This is a genomic window from Kitasatospora sp. NPDC048298, from assembly GCF_043201465.1.
Lineage (GTDB): Bacteria > Actinomycetota > Actinomycetes > Streptomycetales > Streptomycetaceae > Kitasatospora.
This window is the reverse complement of the sequence record NZ_JBICYZ010000013.1, coordinates 129215-155358: the sequence shown is the minus strand read 5'-3', so window position 1 is coordinate 155358 and position 26144 is coordinate 129215. Positions and strand designations below refer to the sequence as shown.

Below are 26144 nucleotides of genomic sequence, written 5' to 3'. Positions count from 1 at the left end.
GGTGGCGCCCGGTGACCGAAAGGGACGTCGGTTCGCACCCGGCCGGTTCCGCCGGGCGCCCCCGCGACCCGGCCGGGCGGTCCCGGAGGGCTCAGCCGCGGTGGCGGCGCAGCCAGAGTCCGGTGGCGACCAGCACCACGGCCGTGCAGGCGGTGCCGATGGCCGCCCAGGTGGTGGCGTCGGAGGTGGTCGCGTGGGCGGGGCGCGGCGAGCCCTCTCGGGCGGCGACGGCGGCGGCGGTGGCCCCCGCCGCCGCGGTGCTTCCCGCCGTTGCGGTCTCCCGGAGCGGGGCGGGGGCCACCTCAGCGGACCGCGGCGAGAGTTCGGACAGCGCCGGGCCCTCCGTCTCCGGGGGCGTCGGGTCGGCGATCGCGACGGTGTCGACGTCGAGTTCGCGCTCGCCGCGCCCGAGGGCGGGGACGACGCAGTCCACCGTCACCCGCCAGTGCCCGACGGGAAGGGCCTCCCGGGTGGTGTACGTGCCGGGGCTGCCGGGGGCGGTGACCAGGCGCCAGGGGCCGACGGTGCGACCGTCGGAGGCCGTCGCAAAGAGCGTGCCGGTGAACTCCCCGGTCACCGGGTCGTGGTCGTTCTCCCAGGTGGCGACGGTGCTCACGCGGCCGTTCCGCTGGCCGGTGACGTCCAGGTGGACGCCGTCGCCGTGGGCGGCGGCGGGTACGGCGGCGGGCAGCAGGGCGGCGGCGGCCAGGGCGAGGGCGGCGAGGTGGGGGCGGGTTCGCATACGGGCTGGTCCTCGGGGCGGTGTGGGGGCGGGGGCGCTGGGAACGGCCGGCGCCGGGAACGGCCGCCGCCGGGTGGGCGGTCGACGTTCCTGGCGCGACGGGCCTACGGGCCTCGGGGCTCGCGGGGCCTCGGGGCTCACGGCGTCGGCAGCTCGGGTCGAAGGGTCGGCCGGCACACGGGCCGACCGGTTTCACGGACTCACAGGAACAGCCTTACCCCGAACGACTCACGAGGCCCTCGACAGCGGCCGGTTCTGCCAAGGGCCTTTGCCCGGCGACCGCCGGCCGCCGCAGCGCCGACCCAAGACGGCCGACGCACAGGCAATCTGACTCATGGTCACCTCAACGGCCATGCACCACCCCCGGGTCGGGCTCCCCTGACGCGCGGGGCTCGGACCTTCCGACACTCCGGAGAGCGGGAGGGGCGGCCGGAGATAACAGAAATCGCCCGCGGAGTTCCCCCGTCCGACTCAAGCAAAAGCGGTGCGCCCGGCCACTGCCGGGCACACCGCTTCCACCCCGGACTCGCCACTGCGGACCGGGACATGACGAAGAGTCAGGACAACCGAAGGGTCAGGCCGCGACCTTCACCCGCTCCGCCCCGAAAGCCGTCGCACCGACCGCGGGCCGTACCGCCGCCGCACCGACCGCGGGCCGTACCGCCGCCGCACCGACCGCGGGCCGTACCGCCGCCACCGCGCCGGCGCCGCAGCCCCCGTGCAGGCGGGCCAGCCCGGCCGCCAGGGCGATCCGGTCCCCGGCCAGCCAGAGCCGCAGGGCCGCCGAGAGCGCGGCACTGGCCGGACCGGCCGCGGGGCCGCCGGTCCGCACGAGCCGCTCACCGAGCAGCGGCAGCAGGTCCGCGACCGGGGCGGGCAGCCACAGGGTGAGCGCGAAGGGTGCCGGTCTGGACAGCACGCGCAGCAGCGGCAGGACGCAGGTGTCGTCGTGCAGCGCGGGGATGACCTCCAGCAGTCCGTCCACCGCCACGTCCGAGACGTCGCCACCGTGTCCGCGCGCGAGTTCGCGCAGCAGCGCGCGCTCGGCGGCGGTGATCCGGACGGTCAGCATGACTTCTTCGCAGTCCATGGTCCCGGCCCCTTGTCGTGGAGAGTTCGTGGTGTGGTCGTCGCGCCGTGGTGTCAGTCCTGTGCCGAGTGGGTTCCTGCCCCGATCCGGCCGTCCGACACCGGCGCTATCAGGCCGTAGTGGCCGTCGAAGCGGCGGTAGAGCACCCGGGCCCGGTGGTCGCCGGGGTCGGTCCAGCCGACGAACGGGCGGCCGGTGAGCCAGAGCCGGCGGGCCGCCTCGGCGAGGTCGAGCGGGGGCATCGCGCTGGTGCCGGCGGCGCACAGCTCCACCGTGCCGCCCGGCGAGCAGCGGTGGACCAGGCCGTCGCGCCCGGTCGCGGCGTCCGCGAAGAGGTGGAACCGCCGGTCGAGGGCGAGCAGTTCGAGCACGGCCTGTTCGGGGCCGCGGCGGGCGAGCACGACCGCCTTGTGCCGGGCGATCCGCCGCTGGGCGAGCGGGCGGTCGGCGTACTGGGGGCGGTAGGCGCTCTCGTAGGCGGCGGCGAAGCCGATGTCGCCCTGCTCGCGCAGCCGAACGGCCCGGCCGGCCAGTGTGCCGAGCACCAGGTCGACGGACTCCCGCGCGGTGCCGGTGGCCAGTTGCACCCGGACCGGCCCGAGACCCGCCAGCTCGACGTCCGCCTGGGCCAGCGCGGGCCGGGTCACCGACCGGTTCCGCGAGCGGGTCAGCCGCAGTCGCAGCGCGTGGGTGTCGGGGCCGAGCGCCGTGGCGGTGGCCAGCGCCCGGACCCGGGCGTACTCGGCCTCCTCACGCGGCAGCTCGCCGCGGATCTCCACCCGGACGTCGAGGGCCGGCCGGTGGCGCAGACGGGTCATCAGGTTCCTCCTTCTTCGCATCCATGCTGTCCCTCGCACGCCTGTGCGGCGAGGGTCCAAAGACCCTGCAGTCCGGGCAACCGCCGGGCCGCCCGGGCGAAGACATCCGCGCAGGTCAACACGGAGCTTCGAGCACGCACGAAAGGGTCGATCCACTCGGCCGTTGGAGTGATCCCCGCACATTCGGCGCAACGCTCGGGAAACCGGCGCGTTTGCTCAACGTGCGCCCTCCCGCCGGGGGCGCGCGCGGGGGCCGCGCTGGGCGGTCCCCCGCTTCCCGGCCGGCCCGCCGCTGCCACCCGGTATCGCCCGCACCGGCCACTCTGGTGAGAGGTAGTGTCATGTCCCTGCTGACCGAGACTCGGAAGCTGATCGTCCCGCCGAGAACCGCACCCGGCCCTTCCCCGCTGGCCCGCGCCGCCGTCCCCCCGCTGGCCCCCGGTGCCTTGCCCGGCCTCGGGCACGCCGGCGCCCTGCTGCGCGACCCGCTGGGCTTCCTCGGCTCGCTCTCCCGCCACGGCGGGGTGGTCCGCATCCGACTCGGACCGCGCACCGTCTGCGTGGTGACCGACGCCCGGCTGGTCCACACCCTGCTCGTCGCACTGGCCCACGACTGCCCGCGCGGCGCCGTCCAGGACACCCTCAAAACGGCCTTCGGCGACGGCCTGCTGATGTCCGAGGGCCAGGCCCACCGCGACCGCCGCCGGATCATCCAGCCGGCCTTCGGCCCGGACCGGATGGGCGAGTACCTGGCCGTGATGCAGCAGGTCACCGAGGAGCGGGCCGCGCGCTGGCGCCCCGGGCAGGTCCTCGACGTGGCCAAGGAGATGAACCACCTGGCGCTGGAGATCGTCACCCGCTCGCTGTTCGACGCCCGGCTCAGCGAGGACGCCACCATCGCCTTCCACCGGGCACTGCCGGACCTGGTGAAGGGCCAGATCGTCCAGTCCCTCTACCCGAAGCCGTCGCTCGCCCGGCTGCCACTGCCCGTCAACCGGCGCTTCGACAACGCCGTGCGGGTGCTCAACCGGGTGGTCGACCAGGCCGTCAACGGCCGTGCCCCGACCGCGGGCACCTGGACCGGGGCCGGGGCCGGGGCCCGACACACCCTGCCCGCCCTGCTGCGCGCCGCCACCGACCCGGCGACCGGCTGCCCGCTCACCGAGGCCGACGTCCGCTCCGAGGCGATCACCATGTTCGGCGCGGGCACCGAGACCGTCTCCACCACCCTCACCTGGCTACTGGACGAGCTGCTGCGCCACCCCGAGGCGGAGGCCCGGATCCTCGACGAGCTGGACGAGCACCTGCCCGTCGGCACCGTCCCCACCCCCGAGGCACTGGCCCGGCTCACGTACACCCGCAGCGTCACCCAGGAGGTGGTGCGGCTGCACGCGCCCAACGCCTTCCTGATGCGCACCGCCCAGGTGCCGGTCGAGCTGGGTCCGTACCGCGTCCCGGCCGGCACCGAGCTGCTGTACAGCCTCACCGCGCTGCACCGCGACCCGGTGCGCTACCCGGAGCCGACGAGCTTCCGGCCCGAGCGCTGGCAGGACGGCGGCGGCACCGGGCGGCCCTCCTTCCTGCCGTTCGGGGCGGGCAAGCACAAGTGCATCGGCGAGGCCTTCGCCTGGGCGGAGCTGACCGTCGCGGCCGCGGCGATCCTGCGCCGCTGGCGCCCGACGGCCGTGCCGGGCTCCCGGGCCCGCGAGGTGGTGTGGACGACGGTCCAGGCGCACGGCCTTCGGGTGCGGCTCGCGCCACGCGGCGCGCGCTCCCCACGCGGGCGCACCTCGGCGGCCTCCCGCGACGGCGACGCCGCCGCCTCACCGGGGAACGCGGTGGCCTCCTCGCAGGGCGAACCGCCCGACCGGTGTCCGTTCACCGGCGCCGACCGCGCGACCGCCCCCGCCCCGGCCACGACCTCGGCCGCGCCCACGAGCCCGGCCGCTCCGGCGGCCCCCCAGCCGCGCACCCACCTGCGCCTCGCCGCCGACCGGCACGCCGACTGGGTGGTCCGCCACGGCCTGCTCACCCCACCCGAGCTGCCCCGCTACCGGGCCTACGCGCTGCACGAGCTGATCGGCCACGCCTTCCCCCGCACCCGGGGCGCCGAACTCGACCTCCTGGTGGACATGCTGGGCTGGTTCACCATCCTGGACGACCGCTTCGACGGCTCGCCCGGCCGCCACCCCGACGAGGCCCGCGCCCTGGTCGACCCGCTGATCGCGGTCCTCGACGGAGCCCCCGGCGGAAGCCCGTCCGAGAGCCACACGCTGCTCTCCTGGCGGGAGTTGTGGCAGCGGCAGACCGCGTCGATGTCCCCGGAGTGGCGCGCCCGGGCGGCCCGGGAGTGGCGGGCCTGCCTGGCCACCTTCCCCGCCGAGGCCGACCACCGCGCCCGCGGCACCGTGCCCGCCCTCGGCCTCGACCTCACGGACACCATGCACCTGCGCCGGCACGGCAGTTGCCTCTACCCGTTCATGAACATACTGGAACGGGTCCACGGCGCCGACGCCCCGGCCGCGCTGCACGCGGAGCCCGCGCTGCACCGGCTGCGCGCCAACACCGCCGACGCCGCCACACTGATCAACGACCTCTACTCGCTGAGGCGCGAGGAACGACAGCCCGGGGCCGCCTTCAACACCGTGATCGCCCTCCAGCGGGCCCACGGCTGCACCCGGAGCCGGGCGGTCCACTCGGTGCGCGCCCAGGTGGTGCGGCTGCAGCAGGAGAGCGAGGAGCTGCGCCGCGAGCTGCTGTGCCGCCACCCGGCCGGGCGCTGGTACCTGGACGGCACCCGGGAGCTGATCGCCGGCGTGCTGGCCTGGACCAGCACCAGCAACCGCTACCTGGTGCCGGACCGCGGCCGGCGCCGGTGAGGGTCCCGCCTCCGGCGCAGCCGAGCGTCCCGCTCCCGGCGCAGGTGAGGCTCCCGCCCGCGGCGCGCTACTTCCGGCCGCCGAGCGCGAACAGCAGCAGCACGAAACCGGCGAACAGGTGCGTGGCGAAGATGTAGATGCCCGCGCGGATCAGCATCGCCTTGCGGCGCCGCTTCTCCTCGCTCGTACCCTCGTCGCTCGTGCTGTCGCTCATGGTGGTGCTTCTCCTCGGATCGGGCGGACGGACCGGGCTCGGCTCAGCGGGGCCGACCGCCGGGGGCGCGCAGCTCGGTGAGCAGCGCGCCCTGGTCGGTGATCAGCTCGGTCAGGATCCGCCGGGCCGCGCGCAGCAGCTCGGCGACGTCCGGGGTGCTGAGCGCGTAGACCACGGTGTTGCCCTCGCGGGTCGCCGTGACCAGCTGGGTGCGGCGCAGCACCGCGAGCTGCTGGGAGAGGTTGGAGGGCTCGACCTCGATCTCCGCCAGCAGCTCGCGCACCGGCCTGGGTCCGTCCTGGAGCAGCTCCAGGACCCGGATCCGCACGGGGTGGCCGAGGGTGCGGAAGAACTCCGCCTTGGCCTGGTACAGCGGTACCGGCATCGTCCGCGCGCTCCCTCTGGTCCGGCTCGGTGGTCGTCCGGCCGGGCGGGATCGTCGCCGCGGCCGGTAGGCATCATCGCGACAGATGAAGATTTCTTCAAGTCGTCACAGTGCGTCGACCGCCGGGCGGGCCCGGGCCACGGGATCGACCACCGGGCCCCGGCCGGGTCACGACAGGCGAAAGCCGAGCCCAGGATGCTGCCAACTCCCGGGCCCGGCAGTCACGGTGACGAGCCGTCAGCAGACTACAGGCACATCGGCGGTGGCCGGCACCTGACCGCTCCAGAACCCCTCGACGTCGAAGGACACGTGCACGGTGGACCCACACGCCACGGTGGCCGCGATGCCGTCGACCCGCACGGTGCTCACCTGGAACACGGTGCGGCCGCTGACCGCGCCGAGCGAGGTGCCGCCGACCACGTCGGCCGACAGGTGGGTCACCAGCTCCTTCGGCGCCGGCGGCCACGGGGTGCCCGGGGACGGCGGGCCGGCCAGGCCGATCTTGCCGTAGATCGCGACGCTGTCACCGGTCACGTCGGCGCAGGCGTAGGTGGCCAGACCGGCCTGGAGGCTGTAGCTCCCGCAGGTGGTGACGGTGGTGGTGGCCAGGGTCGGAGCCGCGGCGAAGGCGGGGACGGGGGCCGAGAGCAGGGCGACGGCGCCGGCGGCACCGGCGGCGATCCGGGCGATCCGGTTCATGGGTTCCTCCTTGAGGGGAACGAGGGCGGACTGAGACAGGTGACGTGGTACATATGACATTTCATAGGTCCACGACAGGAACTTTGCCATGTGATTCATATGCCCAGAGCCCGATTTACCCTTTGAACCGAATGCTCGGCCAAAATCAGACCTTCGATGGCTCAATCACCCTTGGGTGGCAGAACTTCCGAACACGCCTGGGCGACGCCCGCCTTGAGCCCAGGTGAACCGCATGCGAACCGCTGCCGGGACCGCCGCCGCGACCGCCCTCGCCCCGCTCGCCGGCGCCCGCGCGCTCAGCCCAGGGAGGCGCGCAGGGCGTCGACGCGGGACACGGCGTCGGTGAAGGCGTGCCGGTCGAGGCGGCCGTCGTCCAGGGCGGCGGCCAGCGCCTCGGTGGCGTCCTCGGCCTGCCGGGGGTCGCGGGCGGAGCAGAGCAGCAGGTCCATCCCGGCCTCGGCGGCGGCCAGCGCGCGGTCGCCGGTGCCGCCGTACGGGGCGAGCGCCTGGGCCTCCATCGCGTCGGTGACGGTCACGCCGCCGTAGCCCAGCCGGCCGCGCAGCTCGCCCTGGATGATCCTCGGCGAGAACCCGGCCGGGTGGTCCGGGTCCAGCGCCGGGTAGACCGCCCAGGAGGCCATCACCAGTCGCACGCCCGCCGCGATGGCCGCCCGGTACGGGGCCTCGCCGCGGGAGCGGAGCTGTGACAGCGGCACGTTCAGGGTGACCGGGCGCTCGTCGGTGTTCTCACCCCGGGGAGCTGAGCCGAGGCCGGGGAAGTGCTTGGCGGTCGCGGCCACGCCGAGGCCCTGCTGGGCGACGAGGAAGGCGCTGCCCAGTTCCGCCACCTTGGCGGGGTCCTGGCCGTAGGAGCGCTCGAAGTGGTCGATGAAGTTGTCCGGCGTGTCGTAGACGTCGAGCACCGGGGCGAGGTTGAGGTTCAGCCCGGCGTCCGCGAGGGTCCGGGCGGCACCGGCCCCGGTCTCCGCCGCTGCGGCGAGCGGGTTCGCCGCCGCCCCGACACGCCGGGCGGAGAGTTCGGGCTCGCCGGGCAGCCGGCGGATCTTGCCGCCCTCCTGGTCGGTCATCAGCAGCAGGGTGCGCGGATGCGGCGCCTCGGCCGCGGCCTGCTTCAACTCGGCAACGACCTCGGCGAGTTGCTCGGGACTGGTGACGTTCTCACCGAACAGGATCACCCCGGCGGCCCGGCCCTCCCGGATCACCTGGAGCACCCCGGGCGGCGGTGTCGGGCCGGGGTACGACAGCACGATCCGCCGCCCGGCGAGCACCCGGGAGTCCTCCTGCTCGTGGCCGGCCATCGCCGCGCCCCTCTCGTTCGAAGCGCCCGAAGCGCTCGAAGCAGTCGATACGGTCGAAGCGCCCGGGCCGCCCGGAGCACTCGGGCTGCCGCCCGGCCGGGCGGACGATCCGAGCGGCACCGGGCCGAGCGCGGCCCCCAGCACGGCCAGCACAACGCCGAACTGGGCGACACTTCGGAACGGGACCATCACGCCTCCCGGGCCAGTATTTGACTACAGCATGCCAACTTACCCCGGGACACGGCCCGGCATTCCCTCTGCGCAGCCGTATCCGTGTATCCGATATTCCGACTTATAAGCCACCAGGGGCCGCGCCCTACGCCGACCGGGTGCTCAAGAGACTCCGGAGGCCGGGGACCGAGCCCCCACCGGGCCCACCACGACGTCCCCACCGCGCCGGAGCCGACGCCGAGGTCAGGACGACCGCCGGACCAACCGGCCCAGGACGGCCACGCCCTCGGTGATCTCCGCCGTCGAGCCCGCCGCGTAGCCGAGGACCAGACCGGGCGGGTACGGGAGCCGGGCGTGCCAGGACAGCGGCTGCACCTTGACCCCCTCGGCCAGCGCGGCGGCGGCCCACTCGGTGTCGGTGCGACCGGGCTCCTCCGGGAGCGTCAGCATCAGGTGGAGGCCAGCCGCCGCGCCGTGCACGGTGGCTCCCGGCAGGTGGGTGCGGATGGCGGCGATCATGGCGTCCCGGCGTCGCCGGTGGCGGCGGCGCAGCAGCCGCAGGTGGCGGTCGAGCTCACCGGACTCCATCAGCCGGGCGAGCACCAGCTGGGGCAGCACCGGGTTGCCGAGGTCGGCGAAGCGCTTGGCGTCCAGGACGGCGTCCCGCAGCCGGGCCGGGACCAGCAGCCAGCCGGTGCGCAGCGCGGGGGCGAGCAGCTTGGAGACGCTGCCCGCGTAGCAGACCTGCTCCGGCAGCGCGGCCCGCAGCGCCGGGACGGGCGGACGGTCGTAGCGGTGCTCGGCGTCGTAGTCGTCCTCGATGACCAGGCCGCCCTCGGCGGCCCAGCGCAGCAGTGCGCGCCGCCGGTCACCGCCGAGGACGACGCCGGTCGGGTACTGGTGCGCGGGGGTGAGCAGGACGGCCGGGGCGCCGGTGGCGCGCAGCGCGTCGACCCGGATGCCCTCGGCGTCGACCGGGACGGGCGGGGTGGCGGCGAGCCAGTGGGCGAGGTGCTGCCGGGCGCCGAGCGAACCCGGGTCCTCGACCGCGACCTCGCCGACGCCCGCCCGGCCGAGGGCGCGGCCGAGCAGGGCGAGGGCCTGGGCCGTGCCGGCGACGATCAGCACCTCGTCCGGGTCGGCGCGGATGCCCCGGTTGCGGGCCAGCCAGTGGGCGACGGCCCGGCGCAGGGCGGGGGTGCCGCGGACGTCGCCGTAGCCGAGGTCGGCCGCGGCGAGGCCGTCGAGGACGGCGCGTTCGGCGCGCAGCCAGGCGGTGCGGGGGAAGGCCGCGAGGTCGGGCACGCCGGGGGTGAGGTCGATCCGGGCGGGCGCGGCGCGCAGTCGGTCGAAGACCTCGGGGGCGGGGTCGTCCAGGAACAGCGCGGGCGCCGGACGGGGCCGGTCCACCCCGGGCTCCTCCCCCCGTACGACGGAGGAGGAGGCGGCGACGGCCGCGACCACGACCGTGCCGCCGCGCCCGCGGCCGGCCACCTGCCCCTCCTCGGCGAGGCGCCGGTAGGCGTCGGTCACCACCCCGCGGGAGACGCCGAGTTCGGCCGCCAGCACCCGGCTGGCGGGCAGCCGGCTGCCCGCCGGGAGCCGCCCGTCGGCGACGGCCTCGCGCAGCCGACGGGCGAGCCAGTCGGTGAGGCCGCCGGGCGGGGCGTCGGCGGTGTCGAGCTGGAGGAAGTCGGCGCCGGCCTCTTTGGACCGGTCGGATGCCTCGACTTTGGACCTGTTCACCGGACCATAGTGGCGGCGAGGGTGGGGCCATGACCACGGAAACGTCCACACCCGCGGCTGCCGCGGCGCCGGAGCACCCCAGTGACTACGTCCACGGCTACTCGCGGACCGAGGCGCGGCGCCTCGGCGACCAGGCCGACACCCTCGCCGAACTGCTGCACGCGGGCACGGCCTACCCGGCGGGCAGCCGGGTGCTGGAGGCGGGCTGCGGGGTGGGGGCGCAGACCGTGCACCTGCTGGCCGCCAGCCCGGGCGTACGGCTGACGGCGGCGGACCTCTCGGCGGACTCCCTGGCCCTGGCCCGCGCCCGGGTGGCCGCCCAGGCGCCCGCCGCGGACGTCACCTGGCATCACGGCGACCTGCACCGGCTGCCGTTCCCGGACGGCTCCTTCGACCACGTCTTCCTGTGCTTCGTGCTGGAGCACCTGCCCGACCCGACGGCCGGGCTGGCGGCGCTGCACCGGGTGCTGCGGCCGGGCGGGACGATCACGGTGATCGAGGGCGACCACGGCTCGGCGCTGTTCCACCCGGAGAGCCCGGCGGCCCGCCGCACCGTCGACCACCTGGTGCGGCTGCAGGCCCGGGCGGGCGGCGACGGCCTGCTGGGCCGCCGCCTCCATCCGCTGCTGACCGCGGCCGGCTTCGCCCGGGTGTCGGTCCGCCCTCGCACGGTCTACGCCGACGACTCCCGTCCGGCCCTCGTGGAGGGCTTCACCCGGCGGACCTTCGTCGCGATGGTCGAGGCCGTACGCGCGGAGGCGCTGGCGGCCGGGCTGACCACCCCGGAGGACTTCGACCGGGGTGTCACCGAGCTGCGCCGCGCCGCCGAGCCGGGCGGTACGTTCCACTACGCCTTCTTCAAGGCGGTGGCGGTCAGGCCGTAGCCGACCGGCACGGGCACCGGCCCCGGCGCGGGCCACTCCGGGCTACTCCGGACTCTCCCCGAGGTCCGCCAGCAGGGCGCGCATCGCCTCGACGAGCGCCGTCCGCTGCGCCTCGTCGAGGCCCGCCAGCATGCGGTACTCGGTGGCGAGGTGGTCGGGCAGCGCGCGGTCGATCAGGGCGTGGCCGTCGGCGGTGAGGGCCACCTCGCGGCTGCGGCCGTCCTGGTCGCTGCGGGTACGGGTGACCAGGCCGCGGGCCTCCAGCCGGTCCAGGCGCTGGGTGATGGCGCCCGAGGTGACCATCGCGGACTGCATCAGACCGGTGGGGGTGAGGCGGTAGGGCGGTCCGCTGCGCTTGAGGGTGGCGAGGACGTCGAAGGAGGCGGCGTCCAGCCCGTGCTCGGCGAAGGTGCGGTTGAGCGCCGCGTCCACCAGCCGGTAGAGGCGTTTGAGTCGGCCGAACACCTCCATCGGGGAGACGTCCAGGTCGGGGCGCTCGGCGCCCCACTGCGCGACGACGCGGTCCACATGATCTGCCACGGGTTCAGGGTAGGCGATCCCGGAAGAATTCCTTAGCGGTGAGATAACTGTGAGCCACATCACTCCCTCGGCACGGTGAGATGCCTTAGCGCTGAGGTACATTGCCTTAGTGCTAAGAAATCGCCTCGCCCTCGTCCTGCTGACGGCCATCGCCCCCGCGGTCTGGGGCACCACCTACCTGGTCACCACCGAACTCCTGCCGCCCGGCCGCCCGCTGCTCGCCGCCGTCATCCGCTGCCTGCCCGCCGGGATCCTCCTGATAGCCCTCACCCGCCGTCTGCCGCAGGGCAGTTGGTGGTGGCGCTCACTGATCCTCGGCGCCCTGAACATCGGGGTGTTCCAGGCGCTGCTCTTCATCGCCGCCTACCGCCTGCCCGGCGGCATCGCGGCCACCGTCGGCGCCGTCCAGCCGCTGGTCACCGCCGGGCTGTCGGCCCTGCTCCTCGGCGACCGGCTCACCCTGCGCACCGTGCTGTCCGGCCTCGCGGGCGTCGCGGGCGTCAGCCTGCTGGTGCTGCGGGCCAACGCCGCGCTGGACGCGGTCGGGGTGCTCGCCGCGCTCGGCGGCGCCGTGGTGATGGCCGCCGGCATCGTCCTCGCCAAGCGGTGGGTCTCCCCCGCGCCGATGCTCGCCACCACCGGCTGGCAGCTCACCGCCGGCGGGCTGCTGCTGGTGCCGGTGACGCTGCTCGCCGAGGGCGCGCCGCCGTCCCACTACAGCCTCGCCAACGTGCTCGGCTACACCTACCTGTGCCTGATCGGCGCGGCCGTCACCTACGCGCTCTGGTTCCGCGGGCTCCGCGCGCTGCCGCCGACCTCGGTCTCCTTCCTCTCGCTGCTCAGCCCCGTCGTCGCCACCCTGCTCGGCTGGCTGGCGCTCGGCCAGGACCTCAGCCCGCTCCAGGCGCTCGGCGCGCTGGTCGTGCTCGGCGCGCTGATCGCCGCCCAGACCCAACGGCCGCGCACCGCAGCCAAGCCGGCGCCCGACGCCGAGCCGGCGGCCGCCCCGCGGCCCGCCCGCGAGAACGCCTGACCCCGCCCCCCACCACCGTTCCCCACCATTCCAGGGAGTTCCCCATGCGCATCACCGTGTTCGGCGCCACCGGCAACGTCGGCAGCCGGGTCGTGACCGAGGCCCTGACCCGCGGCCACCGGGTCACCGCCGTCGTACGGGACCCGGCGAAGCCGCACGGCCTGCCGTCCGCCGTCACCCTGGCCGTCGGCGACGCCCGCGACCCCGAGGACGTCGCCCGGATCGCTGCCGGGCAGGACGTGGTGATCACCGCCACCCGTCCGCTGCCCGGCAGCGAGCACGAACTGGCCGTCGCCACCAGGGGCCTGCTGGCCGGGATCGCCGGCACCGGCGCGCGGCTGCTGGCCGTCGGCGGCGCGGGCAACCTGCTCGTCCCGGGCGGCGGCGGGACCGTCCTGGTCGACAGCCCCGGATTCCCCGACGAGATCCGGCCGATCGCCCTGGCCTGCGGCGAGCAGTTCGACCTCTACCGCGCCGCCGACCCGGAGGTCGACTGGACGTACCTGAGCCCGGCCGCGGTGCTGGAGCCCGGTGTGCGCACCGGCCGGTTCCGGATCGGCCGCGACGAACTGCTGGTCGACGCCGCGGGCGACTCGGCGATCTCCATGGAGGACCTCGCCGTCGCGCTCCTCGACGAGGCCGAGCGGCCCGCCCACCGCCGGGCCCGCTTCACCGCCGCCTACTGACCCGCCGCCTACTGACCCGCCGCCTACTGACCCGCCGCCCGCCGGGCCTACTGGAGCCCCCGCCCCGGCGGGGGTGTACCCAGCACCACCCCGAAGACGGGGGCTGGCGAGATCGGTCATCAGGTCGGGCCCGGGGCAGGATCGTTCCCGTGACCAAGACCGCAACCCGGCAGACCGGAACCGCCGCACCCCGCGCCCGGCGCACCCGCCGCACCACCCTGGCCCTCACCGTCGCCGCCGTCCTGGCCGGCCTGGCCTCACCCTCCACCGCGGGCGCCGCCACCGGCCGCGACCCGGGCGACGCCGACCGGGCGCCCGCCCGCTACACCCACCAGACCCTCGACTGGAAGCCCTGCGCCGGGCAGCCCACGCTGGACTGCGCCACCATGGCCGCCCCGCGCGACTGGCACCACCCCGGCGCCGGGGCCGACCTGACCATCGCCGTCTCGCGGCACCGCGCCACCGACCCGGCCAAGCGCAAGGGCACCCTGCTGATGGCGGCCGGCGGCCCCGGCGGCACCGGCTTGGCGCGCCCGGCCTACCTGGCCGCAGGCGCCCCGGCGGTCGCCGCCGCGTACGACATCGTCGGCTTCGACCAGCGCGGCGTCGGCGAGAGCACCAGGGCGGTCTGCCAGACCCGGGAGGAGTTCCAGGAGTTCCTGGCCGGCGACTACCGCGACCAGTCCCCCGCGGCGATCGACCGGGTCATCGCCAACTCCAGGAAGCTGGCGGCCAGTTGTCAGGAGCGCAGCGGAGACCTCCTGCCCTACCTGACCACCGAGCAGACCGCCCACGACATCGACCTGTTCCGCGGCCTGCTCGGCGAGCGCAAGATCAGCTACTACGGCCCGTCCTACGCCTCGATGGTCGGCGCCTACTACGGGACGCTCTTCCCGCACCGGGTCGAGCGGATGGTGCTGGACAGCAACATCGGCTTCGACGGCACCTGGGAGAAGTACCAGCTGGGCCAGCCGATGAGCTTCCAGCGCCGCTTCGACGAGGACTTCACGCCCTGGCTGGCGGCCAGGGACGCCACCTACCACTGGGGCTCCACGCCGGAGCAGGTGCGGGCGCACTGGGAGCAGCGGCGCGCCGCGCTGCACGATTCCCCCATCGTCGAGGGGGCGCTGACGATCGGCCCGAACCAGCTGGACAGCCTCGCCATGTCGGCGATCTACCGGGCGTCCGACTTCCCCGCCCTGGCCCGGCTGCTGGCCACCCTCGACACCTGGCAGGACGCCGACCCCGCCACCCGGGCGGCGGCCGCGAAGGCCTACAACAGCTACCTCAGCCCGGAGTTCGCGGCCGAGTACTTCGCGGTGACCTGCAACGACACCCCGTGGACCAGGGACCTGGGCACCTGGATCCGGCGCGGCGCGGAGAACACCGCCCGCTGGCCGCTGGCCGGCGCCCGGACGCTCGCCTTCAGCGCGGTCTGCGCCGCCTGGCCGGTCGCCCCGGCGCCCGAGGTCAAGGTGACCGGCGCCCATCTGCCGACCACGCTGATGCTCAACTCGGTGCACGATCCGGCGACGTACTACGAGGCGGCGCTCGGCGCCCACCGCGCGCTGCGCGGCTCCAGGCTGGTCACCGTCACCGGGAACGGCGACCACGGCCAGTACCCCACGTCCAACGCCTGCGTCAGCGGGGTGGTCGAGCGCTACCTGCTGGACGACACCGCACCCGAGCGCGACCTCACCTGCCCGTCCCCGCAGGCCGGTTGAGCGGTCGGTCAGCTCCCGGTCCTGGCCCGCAGCCCGGCCCGGAGCCAGGCGAAGCCGACGGCCAGCCCGGCGAACCCTCCGACGGCGAGCTTGATCCCGGCCTTGGCGACGATCCAGCCGATCCACGGGACGGTCCACCCCAGCCAGTGGAACACGGCCAGCAGCACCGCGGCGCCGAACACCGCCGCGAGCACGGTGACCGCGACGGCGGCGGCCCGCGACAACTCCCGCGGGCCGTCGGCGCGTTCCCCCGCGGCCGCACCGTCCTGACCGGTGGTCGGCCCGTTCACCATGTCGTTCGTACCCCCCTCAGTCATGGAGGTGATGATACGGCGTCAGCGGCAGGCGTGATGGGTGTCGCCGACGTACTCACCGGTCTCGCCGTCGGGGAAGCTGACGGCCATGGTGACGCGGTACTCGTGGACGTCCTCCCGGTGCCCCGGCACCCGCGCCCACGCCATCGAGTGCACCTCGGCCTCGGGGGCCTGCCGGCACCAGGCGGCGGCCTCCTCCAGGGCGCGGGCGGCCGACCGCCCGGTGCACACCACGGCGGTGTACGCGGCGACTGCGACGTCCGCGCCGGAGCGGCCGGTGCGCGACACCGCCCGGACGGCCGCGGCGGCCTGGGTCAGGTCACGGGCCAGGTCGTCGACCACCCGAGGGGGAGCCGGCAGGACCACCGCTCCCTCGGCGAGGGTCTCCGGCAGGTTCGCGCTCACGGTCTGGACCTCCATCCGCATCATCACGCGGCACAGCATGCCGGGCGGTGATTCCTGGCATGCCCACTTTCACCAGAACGTCACCCGTCCAGGGCCGAGTCCGGGCCGTTCCCTGGCGCCCCGGCGCCCGTCCTGGTAAGGCAGGCCGAGCCCGTTCCCCGACGTTCCGGCAGGTCAGCAGGGGGCGGCCACCGGCGGCTCCGGGGAGCCCGAAACACCGCGCACGCACCACCCCCGTGCTCCGAACCGCCGGTCCGGCGCCGGGTGGCGCCCGTCCCACCACAGTTGGTCCCCCGGTCAACTTTCGGCTTCGCCGCGGGAGTTGCCGCCGGGCGGCGCCGACGAGGCGACAGGTCGCGGACCCCGGAGCGGGGCCGCACCCCGGCTGAAGTGCCGAGTTAACCCCTCGGAGGGCTCCGGTCCGTCTCCCGGTCACCCTGTCCCTGTCAGATCGTCGTGATACTAATCGTCCCGGCGGCGGGCCCCGTCCTCGACTGGGCGGGCACGATGACGACAGCTCAACCGTTCGGGGAAGGTCCGGACGGCGACGGGGAGGGGCAGCGGATGACGGTGCGGATCGGCAAAACCACGGGCGGGCGCAAGCTCCGGATCGGCAAGCGGGTCACGGGGACGGCTGCGGCCTTCGCCGCGCTGGCCGCGCTGACCGGCTCTCAGGTGACGGGCATCGGGCTCGCCCCGGTCGCGGTCGCCGACGCCGGCCCGGCGAACGACACCGCGAGCCAGGGCGCCGGCCGCCTGCTGCCCGGCGGCGGCCCCTCGACGGACGCCCCCGGCACCTTCGGCACCGGCGTGCCGGCCGACGGCGGCGGCACCGTCCAGCTCCCGCAGCCGCCCGGCGCGCTGCCCGGCCTGCCCTCGGCCGGCCCGTTCGCGGCCACCGGAGCCTCCCTGCCCGCCACCGTCTTCGCCGCCTACCGCCAGGCCGAGGCCTCGCTGGCGCAGCGCTCGCCGGGCTGCCACCTGCCCTGGCAGCTGCTCGCCGCGATCGGCCAGGTGGAGTCCGGCCAGGCCAACGGCGGTCAGGTGGACGCCACGGGCACGACCCTGACGCCGATCCTCGGCCCGGCGCTGGACGGCAACGGCTTCGCCGCGATAGCCGACACCGACGGTGGCCGCTACGACGGCGACGCCCGCTGGGACCGCGCCGTCGGGCCGATGCAGTTCATCCCGTCCACCTGGGCCTCCTGGGGCGTGGACGCCAACGGTGACGGCAAGGCCGACCCGAACAACGTCTTCGACGCCACCGAGACCGCCGGCCGCTACCTGTGTGCCGGCGGCCGCGACCTCGCCGACCCGGCGCAGCTCGACCGGGCGGTGCTCAGCTACAACAACTCCGGCGAGTACCTGCGGACGGTCCGCAACTGGATGGCGCACTTCGGCAGCGGCGCGGTGGCCACCGTCCCGAACCGGCCGGGGCCGCTGGTCCCGCCCACCTCGCCACCCGCGCCGGGCCTCCCGACGCTCCCGGCCGACGGTTCGGGCCCGGGCGCCGGCGGCACGCCCACCACGGATCCGCAGCCGCCCGCTCCGGTCACGCCCACCCCGGACCAGTCGCCGAGCGCCCAGCCGACGCCTAGCCCGGGCAGCACCACCACTCCCACGCCCGGCGGTTCGACCTCGCCGTCCGCGACGCCGACGACCACCCCGGGCGGCGGCAGCTCCCCGACGGCGACCCCGACCGGCACGCCCACGGGCACGCCGACCGGTACGCCCACCGCCTGCCCGGACCCGACGGCCACGCCCACCGGCACGCCCACCCCGACGGGCTCCCCGTCCCCGACCGCCACGCCCACCGGCACCCCGACGGCGACGCCGCTGCCGGGCTGCCCCACCCCCACCCCCACCGCGACGGACACCCCGAGCGCGGCACCCGGCACCACCCCCAGCGCCGCCTTCTCACCGTCGGCCGCCCCGACGAAGTGACCGGACGGGGGCGCGGGTTCCTCCCGGGGAACCCGCGCCCCCTCGTTCACAGCCCCTGGGCCGCGCGGTGCTCGCGCCAGCGGCCCAGCATCCCGTGCAGCTCGTCGATCATGAACTCGAAGAAGGCGGCGCTCTCCGCCAGCCGCTCCCCCGCCGCGGTGCCGGCGCCGACGGTGGCCTCGCCGTCGCGCAGCACCCGGATCCAGCGCAGCATGTTCTCGTCGCGCCGGGTCAGCGACGCGAACCAGACGTCGTCGAGCACCCGGTAGCGGTCCCGCCGGGAGCCGGGCTCGCGCTCCTTGGCGACCAGGCCGATCTGGGTCAGGTAGCGCATCGCGCCGGAGACGGCGGCCGGGCTGATCCGCAGCCGTTCGGAGAGTTCGGCGGAGGTGAGCACCCCGCTCTCCTCCGCCATCAGGCAGGAGAAGATCCGGGAGGGCATCCGGCCCATGCCCGCGACCACCAGCTCCGCCGCGAAGCGCTCGACGAAGTCGGACACCGCCGTGTCCTCGTGCTCCTCCTCCGACTTCCCCGGCCCCTTGCTTCCCTGTACCATCCCCGCGCCCCTCTCCGGTGATCACTCGTCCCCGATGTCGACTTTAACGTCTTCCCAATATTCACGTTTTTCTGAAACTACGGTAGCTTCAGAAGCATGACCAAGGCCATCACCCTGTCCGGCCTGCGCAAGACCTTCGGCCGGACCACCGCGCTGGACGGCCTCGACCTGACCGTCGAGACCGGCGAGGTCCACGGCTTCCTCGGCCCCAACGGATCCGGGAAGTCCACGACCATCCGCGTGCTGCTCGGCCTGCTGCGCGCCGACGGCGGCAGCGCCCGGATGCTCGGCAGGGACCCGTGGCACGACGCCGTCGAACTGCACCGCCGCCTCGCCTACGTGCCCGGCGACGTCGAGCTCTGGCCCAACCTCACCGGCGGCGAGGCCATCGACCTGCTCTCCCGGCTGCGCGGCCGGCTCGACCGCCGCCGCCGCGACGAGCTGGTCGAGCGCTTCGACCTCGACCCCACCAAGAAGGGCCGCAGCTACTCCAAGGGCAACCGGCAGAAGGTCGCCATCGTCGCCGCGCTCGCCTCCGACGCCGAGCTGCTGCTGCTCGACGAGCCGACCTCCGGCCTCGACCCGCTGATGGAGGTGGTCTTCCAGGACGTCGTGCGCCAGGCCAAGCAGGAGGGCCGCACCGTCCTGCTCTCCAGCCACATCCTGGACGAGGTGGAGAAGCTGGGCGACCGGGTCAGCATCATCCGGCACGGCCGGGTCGTGCAGAGCGGCACCCTCGACGAACTGCGCCACCTCACCCGCACCACCGTCGAAGCCCGCACCCTGCGCCCGGTCGCCGGACTGGACGCGCTGACCGGCGTGCACGGCCTGCGCACCGAGGGCGACCTGGTCCGGTTCGCCGTGGACAGCAGCGAACTCGACGCCGCCGTACGGCTCCTGAGCGCGGCCGGACTGCGCGGCCTGGTCAGCCACCCGCCCACCCTGGAGGAGCTGATGCTGCGCCACTACGGCGACGAGCTGGCCGCCAACGGGCACCACACCGAGGCCCTGCGATGACCGCCACCGCCGCCGGACCGGCCACCGGCCGTACCGCCGTACCCCGCCGCCCAGCCGGCACCACCCTGGCCGGCACCGCCACGCTGCTCCGCTTCGCCCTGCGCCGCGACCGGTTCCGGCTGTCCGCCTGGGTCCTCGGCCTCTGGCTGGTCACCCTGGCCACCGCCGACAGCGTCCGCTCCGTCTACCCGACCGCCGCCGACCGCGCCGCCATCGCGCACGGCTCGGACAACCCGGCGCTGCTCGCCATGAGCGGCCCGGCCCACTACCTGGCCGACTACACCTGGGGCGCCATGCTCGGCCACCGGATGCTCGGCCTGCTGGCCGTCCTGGCCGGCCTGCTGAGCGTCCTGACCGTCACCCGGCACAGCCGCGCCGAGGAGGAGAGCGGCCGCGCCGAACTGGTCCGCTCCGCCGCCGTCGGCCGGCACGCCCCGCTCGCCGCCGCCCTGGCCACCGCCGCCGTCGCCGACCTCGCACTCGGCCTGCTGCTCGCGGCCGGCCTGCCCGCGCTGGGCATCCCCGGCCTCACCGCCGCCGGATCGGCGCTGTACGGCGCCGCGACCGCCCTCGCCGGGCTGCTGTTCGCCGCGGTGGCCGCCGTCACCGTCCAGCTCAGCGCGCACGCCCGGACCGCCTCCGGGCTGGCCCTCACCGTGCTCGGCGCCGCCTACGCGCTGCGCGCCGCCGGGGACGCCGGCTCGGGCGCGCTCTCCTGGGCCTCCCCGATCGGCTGGCTGCAGCGCAGCTACCCCTTCGTGGACGACCGCTGGTGGCCGCTGCTGCCCGCACTCGCCCTGACCGCCGCGACCACCGCCGCCGGGTTCGCGCTCAGCAGCCGGCGGGACCACGGCGCCGGCCTGCGCGCCGCCCGTCCCGGCCCGGCCACCGGCAGCCCGGCCCTGGGCACCCCGCTCGGCCTCGCGCTGCGCCTGCACCGCGGCCTGCTCGGCGGCTTCGCGGCCGCCCTGCTGCTGCTCGGCGCGATGTACGGCTCACTGCTCGGCGACGCCGACTCGATGCTCAAGGGCGTCGACCGGATCCGGGAGGCGCTGGACCGGCTCGGCGGGCACACCCTCGCCGACTCCTACGCCGCGCTGACCATGCTGGTCGTCGCGGTGGTCGCGGGCGTCCACGCGGTGCTGGCCACGCTGCGCCCGCGCGCCGAGGAGAGCGCGGGACGGGCGGTGCCGGTGCTGGTCACCGGCGTCTCACGGTCGGCCTGGCTGGGCGGGCACCTGGCGGCGGCATTGCTGGGCTCCACCGCCGTGCTGCTCGCGGCGGGCGTGGGCTTCGGCCTGGCCGGGGCGCTGTCCAGCGGCGACGGGGGCGCGTTCCTGCGGCTGACCGGCGCGGCGCTGGCCTTCGCGCCCGCCCAGTGGGTGACGGTGGGTTTCGCCGCCGCGGTCTACGGCTGGCTGCCCCGGGCCACGCCACTGGCCTGGCTGGTGCCCGCGTACGCGTTCGTGATCGGCTACCTGGGCCCGCTGCTCGACCTCCCCGCAGGCCTGGAACGGCTCTCCCCGTACGGGCAGGTGCCCCGGCTCCCGGCGGCCGCGATGGACTGGACGCCGCTCGCCGTGCTCACCCTGGTCGCGGCCGCCCTGATCGCCCTGGCCCTGGTCGGTTTCCGGCGCCGCGACATCGACTGACGCCCGGCGCCGGGCCCCGCCACGGGGCTCAGAGGTACTTGACCAGCTCCGGCATCAGGTCCTGGAAGGTCCGCCCGCCGGCCGGCTGGCCGATCGCGGTCATCTGCCAACCGGTCGCCGTGCGCTGCACCTTCGCCATGACCTGGGCGGTGTACGGGCCGCCGCCGGTGAGCGTGTAGCGCGCCAGCTCGACGCCGGTGGTCTCGTCGACGAGCCGGCAGAAGGCCGCCTCGACCTCCTGGAAGGTCTGCCCGGTGAAGGAGTTCACGGTGAAGACGATCTGGTCGACCTCGGCGGCGACGGCGGTCAGGTCGACCGTGATCGACTCGTCGTCGGTCGCGTCGCCCGCGCCGCCGACCAGGTTGTCCCCGCTGTGCCGGACCGAGCCGTCGTTGCTGTTGAGGTGCTGGAAGAACACCACGTCCACCGGCCGCCCCTGGGCGAACAGCACCGCCGAGGCGTCCAGGTCGATCTCCCGGCCGGCGGCGAGCAGCTTGGCGAGGAAGCCCTTGCGCTCCGCCGCCTTCCAGCCGAGGCCCATCCGGACCAGGCTCAGCTGCCCGCCGCCCGGCTTCTCCAGGCTGATCTTCTGCCCCTTGGCCAGCGAAACGCTCATCGCGTCCTCCTCGTTCTGCCACCGCCCGTGCCGCGAATCTACAGCACTGTAGAGAATTTATGATCATCGACGGTGTCCTGGGAGCACCCCTACCCCGTACTCCCCCGGGCCTCACCCCCGCCGCCCCCAGACCTCACCCCCGGACCTCCGAACCTCCGAACCCCCGACGACGGTCCGCACACTGAGGGAACCGGCGGTCCGACGTCTGGCGTAGCCGTCGACCGTGACCGGACGGCCGGGGCGGCGCGCGGTCTAGGGTCGGCCCCGGGACGGCGCCGCCGTCCGCACCCATCGCAGTGCTCACGACCGTTCCCGGGCCGGGGCCGACCCGCGCCGGCCCGCTCACGCTGGGGGGACCACCATGCCCGAGCAGCACGAAGGAACCGAACGGCACGAAGGAACCGCACAGCACCCGGCACCGGGACGCCCGGGAGGCTCCCGCCTCGGCCGCCGCCGGCTGCTCCGGGCCGGCCTCGGCGCGGGCGGCGCGCTGGCCACCGCCCGGCTGCTGCCCGGCGGCGCGGCCTGGGCCGCCGCGGCGCCGGACACCGACCACGGCACCGCGCAGTACGACGGCCTCTGGCCGCAGGCGCGGCGGGCCGGCCTGCGCACCGACACCGCCGCCGCACAGGTGTGGCCGGACTGGGCCCGCTACGCCCGCATCGCCGACGGCACCTTCAACGAGCCCGCCGACATGCAGAGCTACGTGGACGCCCTCAAGGCACAGGAGGTCAGCGTCATCGAGCTGGACACCCTGCTCTCCGACTGGCTCACCGACGCCCAGTTCGCCGCCCACATGGCCGAGGTGAAGATGTTCACCAACCTCGCCCACGCCGCCGGCCTCAAGGTCGTCATGTACTACCCGTCGCTGGAACTGATCTCCCCCGGCGGTGAGAAGGGCCGCTCCTTCTACAAGAACGACCAGGGCAAGAACTGGGTCCAGCGCGACCTCGCCGGCAAGCCCAACGTGTTCTACGGCAGCGTGGTGGTCTGGGTCGACCCGGGCGACGAGAGCGTCTGGCTCAGCCCCAACTCCCCCTGGCGGGACTACTACCTCAACCGGATCAAGGGCGTGGCCGCGACCGGCGTGGACGGCATCTGGCCGGACGTCCCGATCTACTTCGACGGCGTGCTCTCCTGGTGCGACGCCTCCACCTGGGGCGCGGCCGCGTTCAGGGCCGACACCGGCCTCGACCTGCCCAAGGCCCAGAACTTCGCCGACCCGGTCTTCCGCCGCTACGTCGAGTGGCGCCACCGCAACCTGCTCCGGTTCCAGCTGGACATCGCCGACGCGGGCCGCTCGGTCAACCCCGACCTGGTCACCTTCGTCGAGACCGTGTCGATGGACTACCGCTACGCCACCTCGATCGGCCTGGACGGCGGCTACCTGCGCCAGGCGCCGGGCGCCGTCAGCCAGGTCTGGGAGGTGGACATCCTCGGCAACTACGACGGCATGCGGCACGCCACCGCCTCCGACTGGGTCTGCCTGATCTCCATGTACAAGTACGCCCGCGCCGCCAGCGGCACCAAGCCCGCCTGGGCGTTCTCCTACGGCTGGCAGGCCGACGACGCCTCGCTGGTGATGTCCCAGCTGATCGCGGCCGGGTGCAACCCGTACGAGGTGAAGACCCCGTTCAAGAACGACACCGTGGACGGCGCGATGCGCACCCGGATGTACCGCTTCGTGCGCACCAACCAGGCGAAGCTCTACGACCCGGTCTCGATCGCGCAGGTCGGCGTCTACCACTCGGCTCCGTCGCGGGACTACGTGGCCCCGGGCGAGGGCAACGGGATGTACGTCAACGCCACGGCCCCGGCCGGGATCGCCGACTGGTGGGGCGGCGACGACCCGCAGATGAGCTGCGCCTCGCTGCCCTGGCTCGGCGAGTTCCGGGGCGCCGTCAAGGCGCTGGTCTACGCCCACGTCCCGTTCGACACGGTGCCCAGCCCCGGCCTGACCGCCGAGGACCTGGCCCGGTTCAAGGTCCTGCTGCTGCCCAACCTCCAGGCGGTCTCGGACACCGAGGCGGCGCTGCTGCGCGGCTTCGTCTCGGCCGGCGGGACGATCGTCATCACCGGTCCGGCACCCACCGCACTGGACGAACTGGGCGGTCAGCGCAGCGAGTTCGCACTCTCCGACGTGCTCGGCCTGCGCCGGGCCGACCCGCTGCCCGCCACCAGGCAGAACTCCTACGGCAGCGGCAGCTGCTGGTACGTCAAGACACTGCCCGGGCTGAGCTACCTGACCAAGACCGACCAGGCCTCGGCGGACCAACTGCTCACCGCGGTACGGCAGTCCGCCCCGCCGGCGGTCACCCTGGCCGGGGACCGCCGGATCTTCCTGGACGCCCGGCGGCTCGGCACCGACACCGTCGTCCACCTGGTGAACTTCAGCAACTTCGCCGACACCCCGGCGGCGTTCCGCAGCGCACCCGCCAACTGCACGCTCTCCTACGCCCTCCCGGCCGGGGCGAGCGTCACCGCCGTCACGGTCGCCAGCCCGGACGGCACCGACCCGGCGCCCAAGGCCGTCCCGTACACCGTCACCGGCTCGACGGTCAGCGTGCCGCTGACCGTCGCCCAGTACTCGGTGGTGACGATCACCGCGGGTTAGCGGGCGCGGGGACGCGCCAGAGGGCGGCGGGGTTGGTCTCGCCGCCCGGAGCGGACTCGAAGGCGATCCACCGCCCGTCCGGGGACCAGCTCGGCGCGCCGTCGTAGGCGGTGTCGTCGTGGGTCACCCGGACGGGGGTTCCGCCCTCCGCGTCGACCACGAAGACCTGGGCGTTCGGCAGGTCCCCCAGGTTGGAGGAGAACACCAGGAAGCGGCCGTCCGGGGACCAGCTCGGGTCGGTGTGCTCGCCCGGGACGTCGGTGACCCGCCGCAGTCCGCCGCCGTCCGCGCCCACCGTCCACAGTGACCAGTCGTCACGGCCCGCGCTCCGGCGCTGGAAGACGATCCGGTCGCCCTTCGGGGACCAGTTCGGCTGCCGGTTGTCGGTGCCGGTGCCCGGGCCGTCCACCAGCAGGACGGGCTCGCCGCCGCCTCGGCGGACCTTCCGGATCGAGTCCCGCCCGGCCGGGTCGCCCTGCCCGGCGGTGTGCTCCGGCTCCCGGCTCTGCTGGAAGACGATCCACTCGCCGTCCGGGGAGAAGCTCGGCTCGCTGTAGCCGCTGCCGTCGCTGTGCCTGGTCACCCGCTCGGGGGCGCCGCCCGGCCTCATCAGCCAGACCTCGTCGTGCTCCGACTCCCGGTCGGTGGCGAAGGCGAAGGCGTCGGCGGCGGCGTTCCAGCTGGTGCCGGGGAGGTTGACGGCCGCCCTGTCGGGATCCTCCACCACCTTGCGCGGCGCGCCGCCGTCCAGCGGGAGGATGCCGAGGGCGGCGTCGCCCTTGTTGTAGCCCCCGCTGAACTCGGTGAGCAGCACCGAGCGGCCGTCCGGGGCGAAGGCCGGGTTCTGCGCGCTGTGCCCGCCGCCGGGGCGGTAGAGCAGCCGGGCGCCGTCGGCGCGGCGCTCGGCACCGGCCGACGGCGGGCCGGCCGGCGGCGCACCCCCCGACGGCGCTTCGGCCGACGGCGCGTCGACCGGCGGGCTGCCGGCCGGCGACGCACCGGTTCCTGAGCCCGAGCCACCGCATCCGGCCAGCAGCAGGGCGGCGGCCACGGCGGCCGCCCCGAGCGCATGAGTCCTCATGCCCACAAGCTAGTTGACGCATCGTCAGCTGTCGTACGCCGCCAGGCGGATCAGGCGCCGCCGGCCGGCAGGGGCGGGCGGACCTCGCCGCGGGCCCCGCCGGCCGGGTGCGTCAGCCGGCGCTCCGCTCCAGCCGGACCAGCGCGTCCACCGCGACCCGGCCGCCGTCAGCCGCCCCACCGCCCCCGTCGGTCTCGCCGCCCTTGTGGCCCGGCTCCCCGCCGACCACACGGTGCACCCGCTCGGCCCGGACGGTGCGCAGCCCGTGGTCGGCGAGGTCGACCAGGACGTCCTCCGGGGTGAAGAGCACGGCCGGGTCCTGCGGCCCGCCGACGCCCTCGGTGAGGTTGCTGAGGTCGTGCCCGAGGACCAGCAGGGTGCCGCCGGGAGCGAGCGCGTCGGCGGCGCGGCGCAGGGCGGTCCGGCGGTCCGCGGCGGGGAGTTGCAGGTAGGCGACCAGGACGAGGTCGTAGCCCGCGGCGGGGGCTTCCAGCGCGCGGGCGTCGCCGTGGCGCCAGGTGAGCCGGTCGGCGACCTCGTCGGGCAGGTCGGCGGTGAGGCGTTCGGCGCGTTCCAGGGCGACGGCGGAGAAGTCCAGTCCGGTGACCTCCCAGCCCTGGGTGGCCAGCCAGATGGTGTTGCGGCCCTCACCGGCGGCCAGGTCGAGGGCGTGGCCGGGGGTTCGGCCGGTCAGTTCGCGGACCACCCACTGGTTGGGCGCGGCGCCCCACACCAGCTCGCTCGCGGCGTAGCGGTCGTCCCAGTCCTGGCTGTCCATCGCGCCTCCTCCGTTCGACGGGCCTGCTCGTACCGGCCAACCTACCGGGCCGCCGCCGACCCGGCCGGAAGCGGTCCAGCGGGCGGACACCCTTGACGGCGAATATTGGTCCAGTCCAATCTGTTCAGTCGTGACGTGCACGGGTCGGCCGCCCGTCGTGTCCGCGCACCGCCCGTCAGCACGCGTCACCCTGCCCGCGCGCCCCCACCGCGCCCGGGCCGGCTCCCCTCGGCCCAC

General features: G+C 75.1%; 24 protein-coding genes. 9 read left to right on the top strand and 15 right to left on the bottom strand.

Translation table 11 applies throughout. The features are described 5' to 3' along the window. Window positions 1–91: 91 nt before the first annotated feature. From ACGF0D_RS13730 to ACGF0D_RS13720, 3 genes are all read right to left on the bottom strand, one after another. Entirely contained in the window at window positions 92–742 is a 651-nt protein-coding gene (locus ACGF0D_RS13730) for a hypothetical protein (RefSeq protein ID WP_392915733.1), read from the bottom strand. A 574-nt stretch (window positions 743–1316) separates the two neighbouring features. Further along, complete coding sequence (locus tag ACGF0D_RS13725; RefSeq protein ID WP_392915730.1) at window positions 1317–1832, bottom strand: hypothetical protein; 516 nt, start codon at window positions 1830–1832, stop codon at window positions 1317–1319. A gap of 53 nt (window positions 1833–1885) precedes the next feature. Then, window positions 1886–2650 (bottom strand): sigma 54 modulation/S30EA ribosomal C-terminal domain-containing protein, encoded by a 765-nt coding sequence (locus ACGF0D_RS13720; protein ID WP_392877864.1) that lies wholly within the window; start codon window positions 2648–2650, stop codon window positions 1886–1888. Between the two features lie 341 nt (window positions 2651–2991). Between ACGF0D_RS13720 and ACGF0D_RS13715 the strand changes: the two genes are divergently transcribed. Continuing rightward, window positions 2992–5529: a cytochrome P450 gene (locus ACGF0D_RS13715; protein ID WP_392915728.1), complete on the top strand. Its 2538-nt coding sequence runs from the start codon at window positions 2992–2994 to the stop codon at window positions 5527–5529. 67 nt (window positions 5530–5596) lie between these two features. Here the strand turns inward: ACGF0D_RS13715 and ACGF0D_RS13710 are convergent, their stop codons facing one another. The 5 genes from ACGF0D_RS13710 to ACGF0D_RS13690 form a co-directional block, all read right to left on the bottom strand. Further along, window positions 5597–5743 carry a DUF6126 family protein gene (locus ACGF0D_RS13710; RefSeq protein ID WP_392877867.1) on the bottom strand — a complete coding sequence of 49 codons (147 nt, stop codon included), beginning with the start codon at window positions 5741–5743 and terminating at the stop codon, window positions 5597–5599. Window positions 5744–5786: 43 nt separating this feature from the next. After that, a complete protein-coding gene (locus tag ACGF0D_RS13705; RefSeq protein WP_049656769.1) occupies window positions 5787–6128 on the bottom strand; it encodes a helix-turn-helix transcriptional regulator in 342 nt (113 codons plus the stop codon). A 237-nt stretch (window positions 6129–6365) separates the two neighbouring features. After that, the gene (locus ACGF0D_RS13700; protein ID WP_392877869.1) at window positions 6366–6827 is read right to left on the bottom strand and encodes a hypothetical protein; all 462 of its coding nucleotides are present in this window, start codon (window positions 6825–6827) and stop codon (window positions 6366–6368) included. A 296-nt stretch (window positions 6828–7123) separates the two neighbouring features. Continuing rightward, window positions 7124–8146, bottom strand: coding sequence for a glycoside hydrolase family 3 N-terminal domain-containing protein (locus ACGF0D_RS13695; RefSeq protein WP_392877871.1), 1023 nt, complete (start codon window positions 8144–8146; stop codon window positions 7124–7126). A gap of 414 nt (window positions 8147–8560) precedes the next feature. After that, entirely contained in the window at window positions 8561–10063 is a 1503-nt protein-coding gene (locus ACGF0D_RS13690; protein WP_392915725.1) for a PLP-dependent aminotransferase family protein, read from the bottom strand. A 29-nt stretch (window positions 10064–10092) separates the two neighbouring features. Between ACGF0D_RS13690 and ACGF0D_RS13685 the strand changes: the two genes are divergently transcribed. Then, entirely contained in the window at window positions 10093–10947 is an 855-nt protein-coding gene (locus tag ACGF0D_RS13685; RefSeq protein WP_392915723.1) for a methyltransferase domain-containing protein, read from the top strand. A gap of 42 nt (window positions 10948–10989) precedes the next feature. Here ACGF0D_RS13685 and ACGF0D_RS13680 read toward each other — a convergent pair whose 3' ends face one another. After that, window positions 10990–11487, bottom strand: a complete 498-nt coding sequence (locus ACGF0D_RS13680) for a MarR family winged helix-turn-helix transcriptional regulator (protein ID WP_392877876.1) — start codon at window positions 11485–11487, stop codon at window positions 10990–10992. Window positions 11488–11596: 109 nt separating this feature from the next. Here ACGF0D_RS13680 and ACGF0D_RS13675 point away from each other — a divergent pair, with 109 nt between their 5' ends. The 3 genes from ACGF0D_RS13675 (at window position 11597) to ACGF0D_RS13665 (ending at window position 14930) form a co-directional block, all read left to right on the top strand. Next, window positions 11597–12520 carry an EamA family transporter gene (locus tag ACGF0D_RS13675; protein WP_392915720.1) on the top strand — a complete coding sequence of 308 codons (924 nt, stop codon included), beginning with the start codon at window positions 11597–11599 and terminating at the stop codon, window positions 12518–12520. A gap of 44 nt (window positions 12521–12564) precedes the next feature. Further along, window positions 12565–13206, top strand: a complete 642-nt coding sequence (locus tag ACGF0D_RS13670; protein WP_392915717.1) for an NAD(P)-dependent oxidoreductase — start codon at window positions 12565–12567, stop codon at window positions 13204–13206. Window positions 13207–13355: 149 nt separating this feature from the next. Continuing rightward, a complete protein-coding gene (locus ACGF0D_RS13665; RefSeq protein ID WP_392915714.1) occupies window positions 13356–14930 on the top strand; it encodes an alpha/beta hydrolase in 1575 nt (524 codons plus the stop codon). Window positions 14931–14938: 8 nt separating this feature from the next. Here the strand turns inward: ACGF0D_RS13665 and ACGF0D_RS13660 are convergent, their stop codons facing one another. After that, a complete protein-coding gene (locus ACGF0D_RS13660; protein ID WP_392915711.1) occupies window positions 14939–15247 on the bottom strand; it encodes a hypothetical protein in 309 nt (102 codons plus the stop codon). Between the two features lie 18 nt (window positions 15248–15265). After that, window positions 15266–15649: a hypothetical protein gene (locus ACGF0D_RS13655; RefSeq protein WP_392877886.1), complete on the bottom strand. Its 384-nt coding sequence runs from the start codon at window positions 15647–15649 to the stop codon at window positions 15266–15268. A 564-nt stretch (window positions 15650–16213) separates the two neighbouring features. Here ACGF0D_RS13655 and ACGF0D_RS13650 point away from each other — a divergent pair. Further along, entirely contained in the window at window positions 16214–17593 is a 1380-nt protein-coding gene (locus ACGF0D_RS13650; RefSeq protein WP_392915708.1) for a lytic murein transglycosylase, read from the top strand. A 46-nt stretch (window positions 17594–17639) separates the two neighbouring features. Here the strand turns inward: ACGF0D_RS13650 and ACGF0D_RS13645 are convergent, their stop codons facing one another. Then, window positions 17640–18149 (bottom strand): GbsR/MarR family transcriptional regulator, encoded by a 510-nt coding sequence (locus ACGF0D_RS13645; RefSeq protein ID WP_392915706.1) that lies wholly within the window; start codon window positions 18147–18149, stop codon window positions 17640–17642. A 96-nt stretch (window positions 18150–18245) separates the two neighbouring features. On the opposite strand from ACGF0D_RS13645, the gene ACGF0D_RS13640 reads away from it, so the two are divergent. Both ACGF0D_RS13640 and ACGF0D_RS13635 read left to right on the top strand, forming a co-directional pair. Then, window positions 18246–19166, top strand: a complete 921-nt coding sequence (locus tag ACGF0D_RS13640; RefSeq protein WP_392877892.1) for an ABC transporter ATP-binding protein — start codon at window positions 18246–18248, stop codon at window positions 19164–19166. After that, window positions 19163–20818 carry an ABC transporter permease gene (locus ACGF0D_RS13635; protein WP_392915703.1) on the top strand — a complete coding sequence of 552 codons (1656 nt, stop codon included), beginning with the start codon at window positions 19163–19165 and terminating at the stop codon, window positions 20816–20818. The genes ACGF0D_RS13640 and ACGF0D_RS13635 overlap by 4 nt, the downstream gene beginning before the upstream one ends. Before the next feature lie 28 nt (window positions 20819–20846). Here ACGF0D_RS13635 and ACGF0D_RS13630 read toward each other — a convergent pair whose 3' ends face one another. Continuing rightward, window positions 20847–21434 (bottom strand): TerD family protein, encoded by a 588-nt coding sequence (locus ACGF0D_RS13630; RefSeq protein ID WP_392877895.1) that lies wholly within the window; start codon window positions 21432–21434, stop codon window positions 20847–20849. Between the two features lie 361 nt (window positions 21435–21795). On the opposite strand from ACGF0D_RS13630, the gene ACGF0D_RS13625 reads away from it, so the two are divergent. After that, window positions 21796–24048 (top strand): hypothetical protein, encoded by a 2253-nt coding sequence (locus tag ACGF0D_RS13625; protein WP_392915700.1) that lies wholly within the window; start codon window positions 21796–21798, stop codon window positions 24046–24048. On the opposite strand, the gene ACGF0D_RS13620 is transcribed toward ACGF0D_RS13625, so the two are convergent. Further along, complete coding sequence (locus ACGF0D_RS13620) at window positions 24035–25129, bottom strand: TolB family protein (RefSeq protein ID WP_392915697.1); 1095 nt, start codon at window positions 25127–25129, stop codon at window positions 24035–24037. The genes ACGF0D_RS13625 and ACGF0D_RS13620 overlap by 14 nt on opposite strands. Window positions 25130–25241: 112 nt before the next feature. Continuing rightward, a complete protein-coding gene (locus tag ACGF0D_RS13615) occupies window positions 25242–25907 on the bottom strand; it encodes a class I SAM-dependent methyltransferase (protein WP_392915694.1) in 666 nt (221 codons plus the stop codon). Window positions 25908–26144 lie beyond the last annotated feature (237 nt).